The sequence below is a fragment of the Pseudomonas sp. R15(2017) genome (assembly GCF_002112685.1).
Classification (GTDB): Bacteria; Pseudomonadota; Gammaproteobacteria; order Pseudomonadales; family Pseudomonadaceae; genus Aquipseudomonas; species Aquipseudomonas glycinae.
In genome coordinates, this window is record NZ_NEII01000020.1 from 49,509 (window position 1) to 63,580 (window position 14,072).

At 61.7% G+C, this 14,072-nt stretch carries 13 protein-coding genes; 9 read left to right on the top strand and 4 right to left on the bottom strand.

Annotation, left to right across the window (positions count from 1 at the left end):
- The first annotated feature begins 19 nt into the window (after positions 1-19).
- The 4 genes from rsgA (at position 20) to CAF77_RS27940 (ending at position 3,121) form a co-directional block, all read left to right on the top strand.
- Positions 20-1,051, top strand: coding sequence for a small ribosomal subunit biogenesis GTPase RsgA (rsgA, locus tag CAF77_RS27925; RefSeq protein WP_007950741.1), 1,032 nt, complete (start codon positions 20-22; stop codon positions 1,049-1,051).
- 209 nt (positions 1,052-1,260) lie between these two features.
- Positions 1,261-1,668, top strand: a complete 408-nt coding sequence (locus CAF77_RS27930; RefSeq protein WP_064379087.1) for a TIR domain-containing protein — start codon at positions 1,261-1,263, stop codon at positions 1,666-1,668.
- Between the two features lie 2 nt (positions 1,669-1,670).
- Positions 1,671-2,630: a caspase family protein gene (locus CAF77_RS27935; RefSeq protein WP_064379086.1), complete on the top strand. Its 960-nt coding sequence runs from the start codon at positions 1,671-1,673 to the stop codon at positions 2,628-2,630.
- A complete protein-coding gene (locus tag CAF77_RS27940) occupies positions 2,630-3,121 on the top strand; it encodes a toll/interleukin-1 receptor domain-containing protein (protein WP_064379085.1) in 492 nt (163 codons plus the stop codon). The genes CAF77_RS27935 and CAF77_RS27940 overlap by 1 nt, the downstream gene beginning before the upstream one ends.
- A 90-nt stretch (positions 3,122-3,211) precedes the next feature.
- Here the strand turns inward: CAF77_RS27940 and motB are convergent, their stop codons facing one another.
- A complete protein-coding gene (gene motB, locus CAF77_RS27945; protein ID WP_064379084.1) occupies positions 3,212-4,279 on the bottom strand; it encodes a flagellar motor protein MotB in 1,068 nt (355 codons plus the stop codon).
- A gap of 3 nt (positions 4,280-4,282) precedes the next feature.
- Positions 4,283-5,134, bottom strand: coding sequence for a flagellar motor stator protein MotA (gene motA, locus CAF77_RS27950; RefSeq protein ID WP_007952169.1), 852 nt, complete (start codon positions 5,132-5,134; stop codon positions 4,283-4,285).
- A gap of 167 nt (positions 5,135-5,301) precedes the next feature.
- On the opposite strand from motA, the gene CAF77_RS27955 reads away from it, so the two are divergent.
- From CAF77_RS27955 to asd, 3 genes are read left to right on the top strand one after another with little or no spacing between them, the layout of a single operon-like run.
- Complete coding sequence (locus CAF77_RS27955; protein WP_064379083.1) at positions 5,302-6,840, top strand: HDOD domain-containing protein; 1,539 nt, start codon at positions 5,302-5,304, stop codon at positions 6,838-6,840.
- A gap of 39 nt (positions 6,841-6,879) precedes the next feature.
- Positions 6,880-7,695 (top strand): rhodanese-like domain-containing protein, encoded by an 816-nt coding sequence (locus CAF77_RS27960; protein WP_064379082.1) that lies wholly within the window; start codon positions 6,880-6,882, stop codon positions 7,693-7,695.
- A gap of 18 nt (positions 7,696-7,713) precedes the next feature.
- Positions 7,714-8,574, top strand: coding sequence for an archaetidylserine decarboxylase (gene asd, locus CAF77_RS27965; RefSeq protein ID WP_064379081.1), 861 nt, complete (start codon positions 7,714-7,716; stop codon positions 8,572-8,574).
- Positions 8,575-8,634: 60 nt separating this feature from the next.
- On the opposite strand, the gene CAF77_RS27970 is transcribed toward asd, so the two are convergent.
- Positions 8,635-9,036: a hypothetical protein gene (locus CAF77_RS27970; protein ID WP_064379080.1), complete on the bottom strand. Its 402-nt coding sequence runs from the start codon at positions 9,034-9,036 to the stop codon at positions 8,635-8,637.
- 221 nt (positions 9,037-9,257) lie between these two features.
- Here CAF77_RS27970 and CAF77_RS27975 point away from each other — a divergent pair, with 221 nt between their 5' ends.
- Positions 9,258-11,012, top strand: a complete 1,755-nt coding sequence (locus CAF77_RS27975) for a hypothetical protein (protein ID WP_064379079.1) — start codon at positions 9,258-9,260, stop codon at positions 11,010-11,012.
- A 39-nt stretch (positions 11,013-11,051) separates the two neighbouring features.
- Here CAF77_RS27975 and serB read toward each other — a convergent pair whose 3' ends face one another.
- Positions 11,052-12,266, bottom strand: coding sequence for a phosphoserine phosphatase SerB (serB, locus tag CAF77_RS27980; RefSeq protein ID WP_064379078.1), 1,215 nt, complete (start codon positions 12,264-12,266; stop codon positions 11,052-11,054).
- A 134-nt stretch (positions 12,267-12,400) separates the two neighbouring features.
- Here serB and CAF77_RS27985 point away from each other — a divergent pair, with 134 nt between their 5' ends.
- Positions 12,401-13,909, top strand: coding sequence for an AhpA/YtjB family protein (locus CAF77_RS27985; protein WP_064379077.1), 1,509 nt, complete (start codon positions 12,401-12,403; stop codon positions 13,907-13,909).
- Positions 13,910-14,072: the final 163 nt, after the last annotated feature.

The window sequence follows — 14,072 nt, forward strand, 5'->3', positions numbered from 1 at the left end:
TTCTTCAGACGGAACACCCATGGCCAAACGCCAACTCAATCGTCGTCAAAACTGGCGCATCGAAAAGATTCAGGGCGAGCGCGCCGCCCGCGCCGCCAAACGCGAGTCCTCGGCTGTCGAGGCGCTCGAAGGCGGCGACCTGGGCCCGGAACAGCACGGCCTGGTGATTGCCCACTTCGGTGTGCAGGTCGAGGTCGAGGCCGTTGACGGCGAACTGGCCGGCCAGGTCTTCCGCTGCCACCTGCGCGCCAATCTGCCTGCATTGGTGACCGGCGACCAGGTGGTCTGGCGCGCCGGCAACCAAGGCATCGGCGTAATCGTCGCGCAACTGCCGCGCACCACCGAGCTGTGCCGTCCGGACAGCCGTGGCCAGCTCAAGCCGGTGGCCGCCAACGTCGACATGATCGTCATCGTCTTCGCCCCGCTGCCCGAGCCCCACGCCAACCTGATCGACCGATATCTGGTCGCCGCCGAACACGCCGGCATCCGTCCGTTGCTGCTGCTGAACAAGTTCGACCTGATCGACGAGCAGAACGCCCCGGCGCTGAACGCCCTGCTGGCGGTCTACCGCACACTCGGCTATCCGGTGCTGGAAGTCTCGGCGCACCACGGCAACGGCATGGAGCAATTGCAGAAACAGCTCGACGGGCGCATCAGCGTGTTCGTTGGTCAGTCCGGTGTCGGCAAGTCGTCCTTGGTCAACAGCCTGCTGCCGGAAGTCGAAACCCGCGTCGGCCCGCTGTCCGAGCTGTCCGGTCAGGGCACGCACACCACGACCACTGCGCGCCTGTTCCACTTCCCTGGCGGTGGCGAGTTGATCGACTCCCCGGGCATCCGTGAATTCGGCCTCGGCCACGTCAGCCGCGCCGACGTCGAAGCCGGCTTCATCGAGTTCAACGATCTGCTCGGCACCTGCCGCTTCCGCGATTGCAAACACGATCGCGAACCCGGTTGCGCACTGCTCAAGGCCCTGGAAGATGGCCGCGTGCAGCAGCAGCGAATGAACAGCTACCGCTCGATCATCGCCAGCTTGCCGGAAAACGGTTACTAAACAGCCCTGTCGGCGGCCCTTCCCCAAGGGCTGCCGGTTGTCGGAACCTGCCGGCGTTTCCACCCTCACCTTAAACACAAGCCCTTTCTGTAAGCCTGATTACTTCAGTTTGCAGGACATTTCTCTTTTCCCGCCCAGACCTTGTAGCGCCCTTCCAGAGGCCTAAATTGGGTTCTTCCTTCGCACCTATGCGATCTCCGAGGAACCCCATGCAGACCTATCATTTGTTCATCAGTCACTCGTGGAATCATCCGCACGCCCACGACAATCTGGTGCGCCTGCTCGGCGCTCAACCCGACTTCTGCTTCAAGAACTTTTCCGTGCCACCGCACAATCCGATCATGGGTGCACGCACCGACAAGCAGCTTGAGGAGGCGATCGAAAACAAGATCCGGCCGTGCTCGGCGGTGTTGATCATGGCCGGCATGTATTCGACCTACAGCAAGTGGATCAACAAGGAAATCGAGATCGCCAGACGCATGGGCAAGGTGATCATCGCGATCAAACCGTTCGGTGCCGAACGGATTTCCACCGTTGTACGCAATGCCGCACATGCCGAGTGTGCGTGGAACACCCAGAGCATCATCAAGGCCATCCGCCTGCACACGGCGGTGTAACCATGCGCAAGGGACTGTTTATCGGCATCAACCACTACCACCATGTCGCCCCTCTGAGCGGCTGTAACAACGATGCCATGGCCATGGCATCGGTACTGGAGCGCCACGCCAACGGGCGGCCGAACTTCAGCAGCAAGGTACTGACTTCAGCCGAGGAGAACCTGACACTCGACACGATGAAGCAACAGATCCGGGAGCTGTTTTCCGGCGACTGCGATGTGGCGCTGTTGTACTTCGCAGGCCATGGCCAGTTCGACACCAGCATCGACGAAGGACTGCTGATTCCACAGGACTTCCGGCACGGCGGCGAAGGCATTCGCATCAGCGACATTCTGACGTGGGCCGATCAGGCACCGCACATCAAGAACAAGATCATCATCCTGGATTGCTGCCAGGCCGGCGCAGCAGGTGCCATGCGCAGTCTGCGCGGTGGCAGCAGCGTGATCGGCGAAGGCATGACCATCCTGACGGCCTGCAAGAAAGAACAATCGGCGCTGGAAAGCCGTGGCCACGGGGTGTTCACCGATCTGCTGTTGCAAGCCCTGCACGGCGGCGCAGCCAATGTATTGGGCAAGGTCACGCCGGGCAGTGTGTATTCGTTTGTCGACAATGCGCTGGGGGCATGGGAACAGCGGCCGGTGTTCAAGACCAACGTGTCGCAATTCGTACCGCTGCGCGAAGTCGCGCCGCTGATTGCCGAAGAAACACTGCGCAAGCTCAAGGACTGGTTTCCCGAGCCGAGCTTCGTCTTCCGGCTCGATCCCAGCTACGAACCCACCGAAGCGGCATTCGATCCCGATCACGGCGATGTCTTCAAACAGTTGCAGATGTGCAACCGCCACAGCCTGATCGAACCGGTCGACGCCGAGCACATGTACTACGCCGCCCTCCACTCCACCGGCTGCCGCCTCACTGCACTCGGCGCCTATTATCGAGAGCTAGCGCTCAAAGGACATTTCTGATGCCCGTATTCATCAGCTACCGCCACGGCGATCGCGCTCAGGCGATTGCCATCAACAGCCGCCTGGTTCAGGCCAATATCAAGACCTACCTTGATGTGCTGGATCCTGAATCCCAGACCACCGACGACATCACGGGTGTCATCACCCGTAACATCACCGAGTGCAGCCACCTGCTGGCCGTGGTGTCGGAAAAGACCGCACTGTCGTGGTGGGTGCCGTTCGAAATCGGCGAGGCGACCATCAGCCACCGACGAATCTGCTCGTTCAGAACCGGGCCGGCGGAGCTTCCGCACTATCTGGACAAATGGCCGAAGCTGAGCACCGATCGGGATCTGGACTTCTTCATCGATGCTTACCGCACCGAAGGAAGCGTCAAGCGCTCCATGACCCTGGATTCGGTCACGGCAAATCAGTCGACCCGAACCGCCAATCGACAAAACGCCGAAGTGTTTCATGACGCGCTGAAAAACCGTATTCGACGCGGGTTTTAGTCAGCCCGAGCGCCGCAGGGAATGCGTCTGTGACCAGCCTTCCCGCCGGACACAAAAAAAAGCCGACATCGCTGTCGGCTTTTTTGTGGGTCACTGCTTCGGTGCAGTGGCCGGTGCAGCAGGCACGGGGGCTGGTGCCGCTGCGCCCGGCTCGGTCGGTTTCGGCAGCGTGTCGTCGAACAGGTTCAGCCGTTCGCGCAACTCGTGTGCAGGCACCGGCTGCTGATCTGCCGGCAAGGCGTTCGGGTCGACCGGGGTGGCCGGCGCCGCGCCGTTCTGGCCTTGATCTGCGGGTTGCGACGGGTCGGCACCTTGCGAGCCTTCGATGGCCGCCTGGGCCTTCTTGGTCAGCACCACGATGTCGATACGGCGGTTGACCGGGTTGAACGGGTTCTCCTTGTCGAACAGTGCCGACGAAGCGTAACCAACAACCCGCGCCACTTGAGCGTCCGGATAACTGCCCGCCACCAGCGCACGCCGGGCGGCGTTGGCGCGGTTGGCCGAAAGCTCCCAGTTGCCGAAGTCGCCATTGCCTACATAAGGCTTGGCATCGGTGTGACCGCTGATGCTGATCTTGTTCGGCACCGCTTTGATGGTGTCGGCCATGGCCAGCAGGATGTCTTCGAAGTACGGCTTCAGGCGTGCAGAGCCGGAATCGAACATCGGCCGGTTCTCGGCGTCCATGATCTGGATGCGCAAGCCGTTCGGCGTGATTTCGAACAGAATCTGATCCTTGAACTTCTGCAGCTGCGGGTTCTCGTCGACCTTGTTCTGCAGTTCTTGCAGCAACAGTTCCAGACGTTCCTTCTCGACCTGCTCGGCCATGCCTTCAACCTGTTCGGTGTCGACCGTGACCTTGTCCGGCTGCGGTTGCGACTTCACTTCAGGGTTGAGGGTGTTTTCCGGCGCCAGGGTCGGCGTGCCGCCCAGATCAATGATGTACGGCGTGCCGCTTTCGGAGAAACCGACCGGGTCCTTGAAGTAACCGGCGATGGCGATCTTCTGTTCCGGGGTCGCGGTGGACAGCAGCCACAACACCAGGAAGAACGCCATCATCGCCGTCGCGAAGTCGGCGAAGGCGATCTTCCACGCCCCGCCGTGATGCCCGCCGGCGATGCGCTTGACGCGCTTGATGATTATCGGCTGGTTATTTTCCATGACTTAACGACCGCGAACGGCTTGTTCCAGCTCGGCGAAGCTTGGACGGTGAGCCGGGTACAGAACCTTGCGACCGAACTCGACAGCCAGCGACGGCGGCATGCCGGAAGCCGAAGCCACCAGCGAGGCCTTGATGGCTTCGTAGACGTTCAGCTCTTCCTTGGCATCGTGGGCCAGGGAGTGCGCCAACGGGCCAAAGAAACCGTACGCCGCGAGAATACCGAAGAAGGTACCCACGAGTGCCGCACCCACGTGCAGACCGATGGACTTCTGATCGCCCTCACCCAGGGAGGCCATGGTCACCACGATACCCAGTACCGCCGCGACGATACCGAAACCCGGCATGGCGTCCGCGATGCCGTTCACCGCGTGGGACGGATGTTCGAGGTCTTCCTTCAGGCTGTACAGTTCCATGTCGAACAGGCCTTCCAGCTCGTGGGGAGCCATGTTGCCGGACGACATGATGCGCAGGTAGTCGCAGATGAACGCGGTCATGCGTTCGTCTTTCAGTACCGCCGGGTACTTGGCGAAGATCGGGCTCGCGGCGGCGTCTTCGATGTCGCCCTCGATGGCCATCATGCCTTCGCGGCGACTCTTGTTGAGGATCTCGTAGATCAGGCCCAGCACTTCCAGATAGAACGTGTGGCTGAAACGCGAACTGAACATGCTCAGGGATTTCTTGAGCACGTGCATCGTCATGTAGCCGGGGTTGGCCTGGAGGAAGGCTCCGAGTGCCGCACCGCCGATGATCATCACCTCGAAGGGCTGGATCAGGGCGGCAATCTTGCCGTGGGAGAGCACGTATCCGCCGAGCACGCTCGCGAATACGACGATGATGCCGATAATTTTAGCCATAGGTAGAAAGGTACTTGTTTAAGTCGGGTTCAAGGTCATATTCGGAAGTTAAAAAATCTCTTCTTCTACTTATCGGCAAAACTGCGCCAGACTATAGCCAGTTCAGGCGAAAAGCCAATTTAGCCCATGCCGGGCGCGTCTACAGTCAGTGAAGATCTCGTCCAGACATGGCTAATGAAACGAACGTCCCACACGTAAAACCGACCACACTCGATGGCTGGGTGAAGCTGCTCGACAGCGTTCGTCTGCCAGTGCCGCAAGACGCCCATGACCGGGTCTGCCGGGCGATTCGCGATGACCGCAGCTCGCTGCGCGACATCGCCGACCTGATGCAGGACAGCCCGGCGCTGGCCCTGAGCATCATCCGCGAAGCCAACCGCCACACCCACGGCAACATGACTGCACCTGCGGAAAACCTCGAAGTGGCGATCAATCGCCTCGGCCTTGGTCGCACCGAAGAGTTGCTGGCGCGCCTGCCCGCCGAACCTGCCGCACAGATCCCCCAGCCCCTGCGCCAGTTGCAGATGATCAGCCAGCACGCCACGCAACAGGCCAACGGTTTTTTCGCCAGCCGACTGGCGCGACTATGGCAGGACATCCATTGGGGCAGTCTTTTGTTTCTGTCGCCGCTGTGGCCGTTGGCGCTGACCTTTCCCAAATTGCTTGAAGAGTGGGAAGTGCGGGTTATCCATAAGGGTGAATCGGCGCGAGTCGTGGAAAAGCAGCTGTTCGGCGTGCGCCTGCTGAAGATCGGCGAGGCGCTGGTGCAAGTCTGGCGTCTGCCGGTCTGGGTGCAGCAAGGTTATCGGCTGCTGCTGACCGAACAGCGCGAACTGGTCAAGGTCCTGCGCATTGCCCGCGACGTCGATCATCCGTTGCGCCAGCAGAATCGCCTTGATGACGACCCGACCCTGCGCCGCTGGCTCAACCAGCCGGCCAACACCGTGTTGCTGGCCAACGGACTGGCACTGTCGGCGCAACAGGCCTGGGACAGTCCGCACAGTGAGCGCTGGCAATTCCTGACCAGCCTCTACCTGCAAATCTCGATGGACGAGGTGCAACAACAATTGCACCAACAGGCCGCCGTCAGCGCTCGCCATCATTTCATGCCGGACCTTTGGCATCCGGCGCTTTCGCTGCTGTGGCCGTGGGGCACCCGTCGCCTTCCAGCCGGAATGCTGTCGGCTGCGGCGCCGTCCGCTGAAGACCTGAGCCAATGGCGCCGGCAATGCGCGGAGCTGCTGGCCGTGCCAAGCCGCTTCACCAACGCCATGAGCCTGACCGTCGCCGCCCGCGATGCACTGGTCGCCAGCGGCATGCGCCGGGTGATGATCCTGATGGCCGACCGCGGCCACGCCAATCTGCGCGTCCATCAAACCTCGGGGTTGCCGAAGGACGCCGCTGCGCTGAATTTCGTCGTCAGCCAGAGTTCAGTGTTGCAACGCTTGCTCGCGCAGCAGGCGCAAGTGCGGATCACCCCGGACAACAACGCCCAGTTTTCCGCCCTGCTGCCGCCCTCGCTGCGCGCCCTTTTCCGTGGTGAACACCTGTTCCTGCGTTCACTAGTGAACAACGGCCGGGTGATCATGATCGTGGTCGCCGACCAGGGTGGCGGGCCGTTCGCCGACATCACCGTGCAAGCCTTCGGCAAAACCGCGCAGTGCATCGAGAAAGCCCTGCACAGTTTTAGCCAGCGCGGCCAATGACAGCTACAATCCTTCCCCTTTGTGCTCTGGAGACCTCACATGTCTGATTTCTCTGGCCTGGCCCTGGTGATCGAGCCGAGCGACCTGCTGCCGCGCCTCGAATCCCGCGATCTGATTCTGGTGGATCTGACCAGTGCCGCCCGCTACGCCGAGGGACATATTCCCGGCGCACGCTTCGTCGATCCGAAACGCACCCAGCTGGGTCAGGCGCCGGCTCCGGGGCTGTTGCCGAGCAAGGAAAAACTCGAAGAACTGTTCGGTGAGCTGGGTCATCGCAAAGATGCGGTCTACGTGGTCTATGACGACGAAGGCGGCGGCTGGGCCGGGCGCTTCATCTGGCTGCTCGACGTGATCGGTCATGACAAATACCACTACCTCGACGGCGGTCTGCCAGCGTGGCTGGCGGAAGGTTCGCCGATGTCGATCCAGATTCCTCCGGCGGCGGGCGGCCCGGTTGCCCTGACCCTGCACGAGGAACCGACCGCCACCCGCGAGTACCTGCAAAGCCGTCTCGGTGCCGCAGACCTGGCGATCTGGGACGCTCGCGGGCCGCTGGAGTATTCCGGTGAGAAGGTCCTGGCGGCCAAGGGCGGGCACATCCCCGGCGCCGTCAATTTCGAATGGACGGCGGGCATGGATCAGGCGCGTCAATTGCGCATCCGTACCGACATGCCGCAGATCCTGGAAAACCTCGGGATCACCAAGGACAAAGAAATCATTACCCACTGCCAGACCCATCACCGGTCCGGTTTCACTTATCTGGTGGCCAAGGCCCTCGGTTATCCGCGGGTCAAGGGCTACGCCGGTTCCTGGGGCGAATGGGGCAACCACCCCGACACCCCCGTCGAGCTTTAAGGATTTTTAAGGACAGTCATGAAAGAGCGTTTGTTTATCATCAGCCAATACCTGTTGCCGCATCACTTGCTGTCGCGCCTGGCCGGCTGCGTCGCCGAGTGCCGCGTGCGCTGGTTCAAGAATGCCTTCACCACCTGGTTCGCCAAGCGTTATCAAGTGGACATGTCGCAGGCACTGGTTGAAGACGTGACCGCTTACGAGCATTTCAACGCCTTCTTCACCCGCGCCCTGAAAGACGGCGCACGTCCGCTGGACCAGACCCCGGGCGCGATCCTCAGCCCGGCCGACGGCGCGATCAGCCAGCTCGGCCCGATCGAGCACGGCCGCATCTTCCAGGCCAAGGGCCACAGCTTCAGCGTGCTGGAACTGCTGGGCGGCGACGCGGCCAATGCGGCGCCGTTCATGGGCGGTGAATTCGCCACTGTTTACCTGTCACCGAAGGACTACCACCGCGTGCACATGCCGCTGGCCGGCACCCTGCGCGAAATGGTCTACATTCCGGGCCGGATCTTCTCGGTCAACCAGACCACCGCGGAAAACGTTCCTGAACTGTTCGCCCGCAACGAGCGCGTGGCGTGCATCTTCGACACCGAGCGCGGGCCGATGGCCGTGGTGCTGGTGGGCGCGATGATCGTGGCATCGATCGAAACCGTATGGGCCGGTCTGGTCACGCCGCCGAAGCGCGAACTGAAAACCTTCCGCTACGACGAAGCCGCCCGTGCGCCGATCCATCTGGAAAAAGGTGCGGAACTGGGGCGCTTCAAGCTGGGTTCGACCGCGATTGTGCTGTTCGGGCCGGATCAGGTGAAGTGGGTTGAAGAATTGAAAGCCGGCTCGCCGGTACAGATGGGTCAGGCCCTGGCACAGTCGAACGCCTGAACCGGTTGATCCGCCCTTTCGCACGTCTGCGAAGGGGCGGATACGACCTGGGTGGCGCCGTTACTCTATCTGCCCACGGAAGCCGATCGGCCCTTCGTTGGCGTAGGTATTGGTGCCACTGAGGTTTTTCCCTCCGTCATTGGACGTGACACTCAACGCGATAACGTTCTGGTTATCCCGCCCGCCGATCACCCACTTGCCACCTGGATGCCAGGGGGCATCGTTGCCACCCCACTGGTTTTCGACGTTGTACTGGTTCTGGCCAGTGCGCTGAGCCTTGAAGCCAATAGGGCCTTCGCCGGCGTAGGTCATGGTGCCGGTAAAGGTTTTGCCACCGTCGCCGGACTTGATGTCGATCGCCACGACGTTCTGGTTGTCCCGCGCGCCCAGCACCCAGGTTCCACCCGGATGCCAAGGTGCCGAACTACCGCCCCATTGATTTGCCACTGCGTATTTAGACATGAACCTCATCTCCTTGAAGTTTCGGGAGACCTGCCCCGACGTTGACGGCAGGCCGTGCAACCGTGCGTTTCCGATCGCACGTCAGACAGCCTAGTAGCGCCTGCGGAAATGGCACCAGGCCAGCAGACCAACGGTAAAAAAGCCTGACAAACGCCAGCGAAACGGACCACAACTGCTAAAGTTTTGGCATTGCCCTATTCGCCGCCGGAGCTTGTCACGGCATGAGTGAGCCACGATCCCGACCACCACTGGCTACCCCGACACCCACGCAGTTGCGCTTGTCTTTCTGTGAAGCCACCCCACGCGACCTCAGGCGCTGGATTGCCGATCTGCCCAAGGCCAACATCGGCGAAACCGCGCGCCTGCTGTATCAAGGCCTCGGCGAAATCAATCAATTGCTGACCCCCAGCGACAACCGCCTGCATTTGCTGGAGCTGTTGCGGCCCGAGGTGTATTTCGTCTGCCAGCATCTGGAGCGGCATTTTCTGCATCAGGCGATCATGCTCGATGAGCGCTCACGCAAGATCAGCAATCTGTGCCAGGCCCTGCAAAGTCAGCTGGCCATCGGTTACAAACAGATCATTGTGCGGATTGCACCCAAGTACTCGCGGGATCGCGCGGCATTGGTGAGCGAAGCGCTGCAACGGGCGGCTCATGCACTCAAAGGGCAACTGGTTCGCGCCGCGCAGTTGTACAGCGCCGCACCGGAACAGCTGTGGTTCGAACTGCATCAATTGTTTCGCTGCGCCTGCGAACTGCAACTGCAGCATCGCCGGGTGCGAGACGACCTCGCCAGTCTGACCGGCGAGTTGAGCGTCGAACAGACCTACCTCGCCGCCCTGCTGCTGGGTAGCGCACGCTGCAATCAGTTGCGGCAGAATCAGATCGCGCGCCTGGCCCAAGTAGTGGAACCGTGGAGCGCGTGGCTGAAACTGCAGCCCGCCAATCCGGGCGCGGGCTTGTTCGCGGTCTCGACAGACATCGACGCCGGCCCGCGCTACCGCTCCCAGTTCCGCAGCGAGCAACAGGCAGGCTTGCTCGGTTTCGATCCGCAACCGCTGGTGAATGCCATCGAGGCCCACCTTCTGCAGCAGGACGCAACGACGCCGCTGCCCGTGCCGGCCGGCCTGACCCTCGACACCCTGCAACATTTGCACGCGACTTGGGGCGAAGCCGCCGAACGCAGCTTCCAGCGCACCGTCGGCCAGGGCAACTTGACCGTGTGCGTCGGCATGAGCGCCCTGCACTTTTACCTGGGCGGCGAACGCACTTTCAGCGAACTGCTAAAGCACCCCGGAACCCGTGCGGCAAATTTCAGCCGCGCGGTGGTTCAGGGCGAAAAGGACGGCTGGAGCCAGGCGTTCGATGCCGCGCCGCAGAGCAAGGCCGACGAGTTTTTGCCTTACGAAGAGATCCGCTACGAACCGCTGGCCGACGACGAAAGCGACACTGACAGCCGGCCGCATTACCCGACCTATGCATTGCCGGTCATCAACCACAGCCCCGGTGGTTACTGCCTGGCCTGGCCAAAAGAAGTACCCGCTGAATTACAGGCCGGGGAAATGATCGGGATTCAGGACAGCCTCAATCAAGGCTGGAGCATTGCCGTCGTACGCTGGATCCGCCAGGTGCGCGGCGCGGGGACGCAGATGGGCATCGAATTGGTGGCGCCACACGCTCAGCCCTGCGGCTTGCAGCTGGTGCGCACGCGGGATGATCACAGTCATTATTTGCGAGGTTTGCTACTGCCGGAAATCAGCGCCATCGACTTGCCCGCGACGCTATTGGCACCACGGCTGCCGTTTCAGGAAGGCAACAAAGTGCTGATCAACACCCAGGGCGAAGAACACCGCGCCGGGCTGGATCGGCGGGTGGCGAGCACACACAGTTTCAATCAGTTCGCCTATCGCTCGCTGGAGACCGCCAAAAATGGCGAGAGTGAAGAGGATTTCGACTCGTTGTGGAAATCCCTTTGAGCCAGGACCGCAGCCAAGGGCTGCGATCCTGTGCCTGGGTCAGAGCTGCCCGTCGCGATCGCGGAAGCCCAGCAGGTACAGCACACCATCCAGACCGAGGGTCGAGATCGCCTGCTTCGCCGACTGCTTGACCAGCGGTTTGGCGCGGAACGCCACGCCCAGACCGGCAATCGCCAGCATCGGCAGGTCATTGGCGCCATCGCCCACGGCGATGGTCTGCTCCAGACGCAAACCTTCTTTTTCAGCCAGTTGCTTCAGCAGATCGGCCTTGCGCTGGGCATCGACGATCGGCTCGATCGCCACGCCGGTGCACTTGCCGTCGACCACTTCCAGTTCGTTGGCGAACACATAGTCGATACCGAGCCTGGCCTGAAGTTGCTTGGCGAAGTAGGTGAAGCCGCCCGACAGGATCGCGGTCTTGTAGCCCAGTCGCTTGAGTTCGGCGAACAGGGTTTCGGCGCCTTCGGTCAGGCGCAGCGAGGCGCCGATCGAATCGAGCACGCTGACATCCAGGCCCTTGAGCAGCGCCAGGCGCTCTTTGAAGCTGGCGCGGAAGTCCAGCTCGCCGGCCATTGCCCGCTCGGTGATTTGCGAAACCTGATCGCCAACGCCGGCGGCTTTGGCCAGTTCGTCGATGACTTCGGCTTCGATCAGGGTCGAGTCCATGTCGAACACCGCCAGACGACGGTTGCGACGGAACAGCGAATCTTCCTGGAAGGCGATGTCGACGTTCAGCTCCTGTGCCACGCTGAGGAACTCGGCGCGCAGGGCTTGCGGATCGGCGGCTTCGCCGCGCACGGAGAACTCGATGCAGCCCTTGCCCTTGTCAGCCGGGGTGTCCAGCGGCATACGACCCGACAGACGGTCGATATGGTCGATGTTCAGGCCGTATTTGGCGGTGATCGAGCTCACGGCCTGCAACTGGCCGGCGGTGACCTTGCGGGTCAGCAGGGTAACGATGTGGCGCTTCTTGCCCTGATTGCCCACCCATTGCTGGTAATCCTCTTCGGACACCGGGGTGAAGCGCACCTGCTGATCGAGCTCATAGCCCTTGAACAGGATGTCCTTGAGCACCGACTTGCCTTGCTCGGAGTCGGGAATTTCCACGAGGATGCCGAACGACAGCATGTCGTGGATCACCGCCTGACCGATGTCGAGGATATTCACACCACCCTGGGCCAGTACACCGGTAATGGCCGCCGTCAGACCAGGACGGTCGACTCCCGTGATGTTAATCAGGACGATTTCGCGCAACGCGCACCCCCGCAACTGGAAAAAAACCGCATTCTACCCACTTTCAGTGACCATCGGGCACCGCCAGCGCTTTGCCGGTCTAGGGCCTGTCGCTATACTGCGCGTCAACTTCACGGACAAAAGAGCCGAGCTCAGTGAACCGGCCCACGCCAGTTAAAACCGATAACTTCTTTCTGCTGATCTTCCGTGCACTGCGCCACCGCCGTGTACCGATTGCATTGCGCATTGCCAGCCATAACGTGATCCTGGTCGCCCTGGCCCTGGTGATCTATGCCTGCGTGATGGGCCTGCAGTTCAAGCAGGCCATGCACGAGCAGGCCGATGCGCTGGGCGAAAGCCTGACCACGCAGACCGCCACCTCCGCCACCGAACTGCTGGTGTCCAACGACATCCTCAGCCTCAACGTGCTGCTCAACAACCTGACCAAGAACAAGCTGGTGGCCCACGCCGCCATCTACAGCGTGGACAACCGCATCCTCGCCGAGTCCGGTCAGCGGCCCAAGCACGGCCTGCTCGGCGAAGCCGAGGGCATGTACGAGAGCAAGATCACCTTCCAGGACGTGACCGCCGGGCAACTGCGCATCAGCCTGGACATGGATCAGTTCCAGCAGCCGATGACCATCAGCCTGCAAAGCATGGGCATCCTGAGTGCGATCCTGCTGGCACTGTCCCTGGCCCTGAGCCTGCGTCTGGGCCGGCACATTTCCACGCCGCTGCTGCAACTGCGTGTATGGCTGCGCCGGATCGACGAATACACGCCGGGGATCGAGCGTCAGGACGAGATCGGCGATCTTGCCCGCCAGTTGCACGCCAACTACGCCCCGGAGCCGGCCGAACCGGAGCCCGAGCCGGAGCCCGAGTTCGAGGACGACGAGCCGGAATTCGAAGTGCGCAACCTGCGTGATCCAAGTTTTGACAAAAGCCGCCCGATGGCCGCGCAGAAGCCCGCGCCACGCCATGTGGTCAGCACCGTTGAAGACGACGATGACGAAGACCCGTTCGCCGATCTGCGTGACGAGTCGCTGAGCGATGCCGCGCAACCGGCCGTGCGCCGCCCGACCCCGAGCGTGCCGCAACACACGGCGGTGCTGGCGGTGCAACTGGGCTCGCAGGAACAACTGCGCCGCTTGCCGCGGGCACGACTGGAAGAGTTGCAGGATCGCTATCGCGATTGCCTGGAACAGGCCGCTTCGTTGTACCAGGGCGAAATCGAAACCCTGAACGACGGCAGCACGCTGATGCTGTTCCACACCGAAGACAGCGGCGACGATTACCTGACCAACGCCATCTGCTGCGGCGAACTGCTGCGAGCGCTGGGCCACCAGTTGCAGATCGAAGTCGCCGACAGCGGCATCACCCTGCAATTGCAGTTGGGCCTGACCCTCGGCGACGAACTGTTCGGCCTGAGCCAGATCGACCTGTTGCTGACCGATTCCGCCCAGGACGCGCTGGCCCTGTCGCAACACAGCCGCAACCTGTTGCTGGTGGAGCGCAAGATCGGTGATGACGCGCTGATTCGCCAGCGTGCACGGATCCGGCCGATTGCCAGCCCTGAGGGGGCTTGCTGCGTGGAGCGGTTGATGGAGCCTTATCCGTCGATGCTTGAGCGGCAACTGGCGCGGATGCATGAGCGTCGGGCTTAAGCCTTAAGCCAGTTACAAACAAGCCCGCAGACGAGTGATTGTCTGCGGGCTTTTTTGTGCGTGGTGTCTCGTCCTGAATAAGGTTTACACCTTCTGGCTTCTTATCAGGAGGGTGCAATGGATTCGGGCGCAAAACGCAGTCAACGCGATTACACGCTGACTT

Excerpts from the sequence above, each read along its gene's own strand:
- CAF77_RS27935 (WP_064379086.1), top strand. The coding sequence starts at position 1,671 with ATGCGCAAGGGACTGTTTATCGGCATCAACCACTACCACCATGTCGCC.
- CAF77_RS27960 (WP_064379082.1), top strand. The coding sequence starts at position 6,880 with ATGTCTGATTTCTCTGGCCTGGCCCTGGTGATCGAGCCGAGCGACCTG.
- CAF77_RS27975 (WP_064379079.1), top strand. The coding sequence starts at position 9,258 with ATGAGTGAGCCACGATCCCGACCACCACTGGCTACCCCGACACCCACG.
- motB (WP_064379084.1), bottom strand. The coding sequence starts at position 4,279 with ATGGAAAATAACCAGCCGATAATCATCAAGCGCGTCAAGCGCATCGCC.
- CAF77_RS27930 (WP_064379087.1), top strand. The coding sequence starts at position 1,261 with ATGCAGACCTATCATTTGTTCATCAGTCACTCGTGGAATCATCCGCAC.
- rsgA (WP_007950741.1), top strand. The coding sequence starts at position 20 with ATGGCCAAACGCCAACTCAATCGTCGTCAAAACTGGCGCATCGAAAAG.
- motA (WP_007952169.1), bottom strand. The coding sequence starts at position 5,134 with ATGGCTAAAATTATCGGCATCATCGTCGTATTCGCGAGCGTGCTCGGC.
- CAF77_RS27970 (WP_064379080.1), bottom strand. The coding sequence starts at position 9,036 with ATGTCTAAATACGCAGTGGCAAATCAATGGGGCGGTAGTTCGGCACCT.
- asd (WP_064379081.1), top strand. The coding sequence starts at position 7,714 with ATGAAAGAGCGTTTGTTTATCATCAGCCAATACCTGTTGCCGCATCAC.
- CAF77_RS27940 (WP_064379085.1), top strand. The coding sequence starts at position 2,630 with ATGCCCGTATTCATCAGCTACCGCCACGGCGATCGCGCTCAGGCGATT.
- CAF77_RS27955 (WP_064379083.1), top strand. The coding sequence starts at position 5,302 with ATGGCTAATGAAACGAACGTCCCACACGTAAAACCGACCACACTCGAT.